Source organism: Oerskovia sp. NPDC056781 (assembly GCF_042789955.1).
Classification (GTDB): Bacteria; Actinomycetota; Actinomycetes; order Actinomycetales; family Cellulomonadaceae; genus Oerskovia; species Oerskovia rustica.
This window is the reverse complement of record NZ_JBHUAD010000284.1, coordinates 1-4432: the sequence shown is the minus strand read 5'-3', so window position 1 is coordinate 4432 and position 4432 is coordinate 1. Positions and strand designations below refer to the sequence as shown.

At 73.2% G+C, this 4432-nt stretch carries 3 protein-coding genes and 1 pseudogene; 2 read left to right on the top strand and 2 right to left on the bottom strand.

The genetic code is table 11. From position 1 onward, the window contains the following. Window positions 1-101 precede the first annotated feature (101 nt). A complete protein-coding gene (locus tag ACFRCR_RS17165; protein ID WP_377679221.1) occupies window positions 102-821 on the bottom strand; it encodes a peptidase in 720 nt (239 codons plus the stop codon). Window positions 822-1002: 181 nt separating this feature from the next. Then, window positions 1003-2832, bottom strand: a complete 1830-nt coding sequence (locus ACFRCR_RS17160; protein ID WP_377679219.1) for a DUF4012 domain-containing protein — start codon at window positions 2830-2832, stop codon at window positions 1003-1005. 144 nt (window positions 2833-2976) lie between these two features. Here ACFRCR_RS17160 and ACFRCR_RS17155 point away from each other — a divergent pair, with 144 nt between their 5' ends. After that, the gene (locus ACFRCR_RS17155) at window positions 2977-3573 is read left to right on the top strand and encodes an RNA polymerase sigma factor (protein ID WP_377679217.1); all 597 of its coding nucleotides are present in this window, start codon (window positions 2977-2979) and stop codon (window positions 3571-3573) included. Between the two features lie 56 nt (window positions 3574-3629). After that, window positions 3630-4432, top strand: a pseudogene (locus ACFRCR_RS17150) (hypothetical protein); the annotation flags it as partial.

Sequence of the window (4432 nt, the reverse complement as noted above, 5' to 3'; positions counted from 1 at the left end):
GAACCGGCCGTCCCTGACCCAGGTGCGCAGCCACGACCAGCCGTGCGCGGTGTGGATGCGGTACAGCTTCTTGTACTCCAGCACCTGCTGTGCGCGGTGCGTCAGGCGTCGCTCTTGCGTCCGCGACGCGCGACCAGCACGAGTCCGCCACCGACCAGCAGGAGCGCCGCGCCGATGCCGACGAACTTGCCGACCGTCGCGCCCGTCGCGGCGAGCCCGCTCTCCTCGGCGCCGGCCTTGTCGGAGACGGTCGTGACCTTGCCGTCGACGGTCGTCGTCCCCGGAGGCGTCGTCTTGCCCGGAGGGTTCGTGTTGCAGTTGGGGCTCGACGGCGGGTAGTCCACCGAGACCGTGGTCTCGGGGTTGACCTGGAAGAGGACGTTCACGGTCGGGCGGACCCAGCCGAAGGTGCCACCCTCGACCCACTCGCCGTTCTCGAACACCCAGCCCGGCCAGCCCGTGGGGTTGCCGGCGTCGTCCACGGTGGCTCCGGGCCACAGGACACGGCCGGAGAGGGGCAGCCCGGCCTGGACGACGTTCGCGCCCGACGGGTTGAGCCACGTGATGGTCACGGTGTCGTTCGGGGTGCCCGTCACGTCGACGTCGTACTCGAGGTAGGGCACGTCGCCGTCGCACACGGGCTGGAGCACCGTGAGCTCGATCGTGGGGGGCGGCGTCGTCTCGACGTAGTCGCCCCCGGTCGGGGTCGGGTCGGGGGACTCGACGGAGGCGTTCGCCGCGGGGCCGACGAGAGCCGTCGCACCCACGAGCCCTGCGACGAGTAGCCCTCGCGCCCAGAGTGTGGTCCTTGAAGTGCTCATGGCGTCTTCACCAGTCTTGGTCGTGGCGGTCGATGAATGGGAGGGTCTGAGCCTCGGCGCGCCTTCGTACCGTCACTGGACCCTGGACTTTTGAGGGTAGCGACTATCGGTCAGGAAGTGGACGGTTGTCCGGGTGAAAAGGCATTCCTGGGAAATCGTTGTCTCGCCGTGATTTCCGCGGTCATCCGCAGACCGGGACCTCGATCGTCGCGAGCCCCGGCTGGTCGACGGTCGGGGTCGACCAGAGATCGATCCGTCGGGTGCCCGACGAACCGTCGCCGTCGGTGGTCGTGACCTGGAACGTCACGCTCGTGCTCTGCCCCGGGGCGAGCTCTCGCGGGAGCGTCGCGACGGCGCGGCCCTGGTTCTCGACGACCTTGCTGCCTGCGAGCGTCCCGTCGGCGGTCACGTTCAGGATGCGCCCCCCGCGGGGCGGGTAGAGGTACAGGTCGGTGCGGATGCTCCCGGGCGGGGTCCCGGAGATCCCGCCACCGGTGACGTACCAGGGCAGGTCGTTCGCGGCGTCGGCGGGGGCCGTCGACGTGAGGTCGACCTGGAACGTGTCCGCGCGGCCAGAGGCCGTGCACTCGCTCGACACGTGCTGCACGCTCGAGTCGAGGTAGTAGCTCATCTTTCCCGCGGTCGCGTCGTTGAAGAAGACGCCCACGGTGTCCGCGGCGCGGTCGGACGACGAGATGTCGCCGGAGACCACGGTGTCGGCGAGCATCGACTGCTCCTCCTCGTGGCTCGACCACACGAGGGCGCGGTGCTCGCTCGTCGCGCGCTGGACCGCACCGAGCAGGCTCTGCGGGTCCGTGTCGCCCGACAGGGCCGTGGTGAGGACCTGTGCGGCCACCGCGGCGAAGAACGCGTCCGTCTCGGGGCCGGGCTCGAGCTCCGCGTAGGCGTCGGAGAGGAGGACGTCGACCGCGTTGCCGGCGTCGATCGTGGCGCCCGCGACGTCGATCGGGCCGGTGGCCTCGAGCAGGTAGGAGAGCGCGACGGGGTCGAGGGTCAGGACGCCGTCGACGGCCTGCCCCTTCGAGGCTTCCCACATCGCCGCAGCCAGGGGAGCCGCGGTGGGGAAGTCGGGCGTGTACACGGTGTCCTGGACGTAGACGGCCATGTTCGGGCCGAAGAGCTCCTCGTCGGCCGGGGCCAGGGGGCCGATGCCCTCCGGGAAGGGGCCCACGTCCTGCGTCGAGGCCTGGTCGAGCAGCGTGATGCGCCCCGCGTCGGTGCCGATCACGGCGAACGACCCCGGGATGCCGCCGGGGGAGCGGAGCTCGGCGCTGTTGAGCGCCATGACGAGGTAGGTCCGTGGCCCGTCGCCCCCGAGCATGGCGGGCAGGAGAGTCGTCGCGCGGTCGGCGGTCGCCACGAGCCCGTCGAGCGTCCACACCTTGTCCTGGAGGTCGGAGACCGGGCCGGCGAGCACGTCCTGCAGCGCGGACACGTCGATGTCGCCGACGCGCCCGACGACGGTCGACATGGTGTCGGCTGCCTCGGCGACCGCCGGTGCGGCCGCGGTGAGGGGCGCGAGGTCGACCGTCCCGCCCTGGACCTGGATCCCACCCTCCGAGACGAGCGCCGCGGCCCCGGTGAGGGGAGGCAGGACGTCCTGCGTGATCTCGTCGACCGCCCAGGCCGCGGTCGAGAACGCGCTCACGTCGGCACCGACGAACGGCAGACGACCAGCCACCCACCACAGAGGGCCGTCGGTGTGGCTGCGGGCGTCGGCCGTGAGGGGCTGGACCTCGGCGAGCGCCGCCTCTGCGGCGGTGCCGTCGCCGGCACGGAGCGCCTCCTCGACCGCGGGCAGCCGGTCGATCGCGTCGGTCAGGGACGAGCGGGCGGCGAGCGCGTCGCGCACCAGGAGGCCCGCGCACACCAGCAACCCGACCAGGATCAGGAAGATCGTGAGGACGATCCAGCCTGCACGACGCCCCTTGCGACGCGGACGGCGAGAGGTCGGTGGCGTCGTCGGGCCTGCGTCGTCGGTGGCGCTCATGGCATCAGGGTAGAGGCATGATCGGAGCAGCACGCGCGGACGCGGGCTGCACGGTCCGACGGTGGTCCGCGGCGTTCCTGCAAGGATCGACGGTGCCACGACACAGGGAGGTTGACGATGCCGGCAATCCCACCTGGAGCCTCAGTGACGCCCCCGACCCGCGACGACGCCTGGTTCGAGGCGCTCTTCACCGCGCACACGACTGCCGTCTACCGCTACTTCCGGCGCAGGCTCCCCGCGGGTGCGGGAGGAGCCGCCCCGGACACCGAGGACCTCACCGCGGAGGTGTTCGCGACGGCCTGGAGGCGCCGGGAGGACGTCCCCGAAGGGGCCGAGCTGCCCTGGCTCTACCGCACGGCAGGCTTCGTCCTCGCCAACCACCGACGCAAGATGCGTCCCGTGCTCGTGGCCGACGTGCCCGAGGAGGCCGACGACGTCGACCCGCAGTCCCTGGCGCTGTCCGACGACCACGTGCGCCGCGTGCTCGGCGTGCTCGCCCCGCGCGACCGGCGCATCCTGCTCCTCAACGCCTGGGACGGACTCACGGGCGACCAGCTCGCGCAGGTGCTGGGCGTGAGCCGCGGCGGCGCGGACGCCGCCCTGTCCCGGGCGCGCTCCCGTCTGCGGGACGCCTGGGCGGCGCAGGCGCGCGCCGGCGACACGGGCGAGCTGCCCGTCGCCCAGGTCCGCGCCCGCGCCGCCGCGCAGTCCCCGCGGCCCGTGCAAGAGTCCGAGCGGTGACGACACAGACGGGGTAGAGGATCCGGGCCCCCGGATCGACGAGCTGGAGGCTCCCGATGAGCACCGACGACCAGGCCACAGGATCTGCCCCCGGAACCGGACCCGACGCCGGTCGGACCCCGGACGAGGCGTACGAGCGCGTCCGCGACGCCGACCCGGCCGCGACCGTGACCCCCGACCTCGCGGCCATCGCCGCGAAGGACGCGACCGTGCGGGCGCACCTGGGGGAGTCCTACGGTCCCGCACCGACCACCGACCCGGGGGAGCCGGACGTCACGACCGGTGCGACGCCGTCGGGCGACGCGCCCGACGAGCTCGCCGTGCACCGCGAGAAGAAGCGGCGCCGTGTGCCGCTCGTCGGGGCGGCGGCCGCGGCCGTCGCGGGCGTGCTCGCGTTCGGTGTCGGGGGGTACGCGCTCGGGAGCGCGGGCGGCTCGGGTGGGTCCTCGGTCGCGACCGCGGACGCGCCCATCGCCCTCCAGGACGTCGCGGCGGGCAACCGAGGGGCCGCGCCCGAGGGGGTGGCCATGGGCGCCGCCGACGCGAAGATGTCGAGCATGCCCGGCTTCGGGGGGCGGACCGTGTTCACGTCCGCAGGGCTCGGGACCGAGGGCACGTCGGCTCCCGCGTGGGCTTTCGACGCCGCAGGCACCTTCTCGGCCGAGACCGCCGAGAAGGTGGCCTCGGCGCTGGGCGTCGCGGGCGAGCCCCGGCAGGAGTACGGGGCGTGGACCGTCGGGCCGAACGACGGGCAGGGGCCCACCGTGGGCGTCCAGCCGGACGGGACGACGAGCGTCTCGTTCAACGACCCCACCAAGGACCCGTGGGCGTGCGCGGTCGTCGCCGAGAAGCCCGGTAC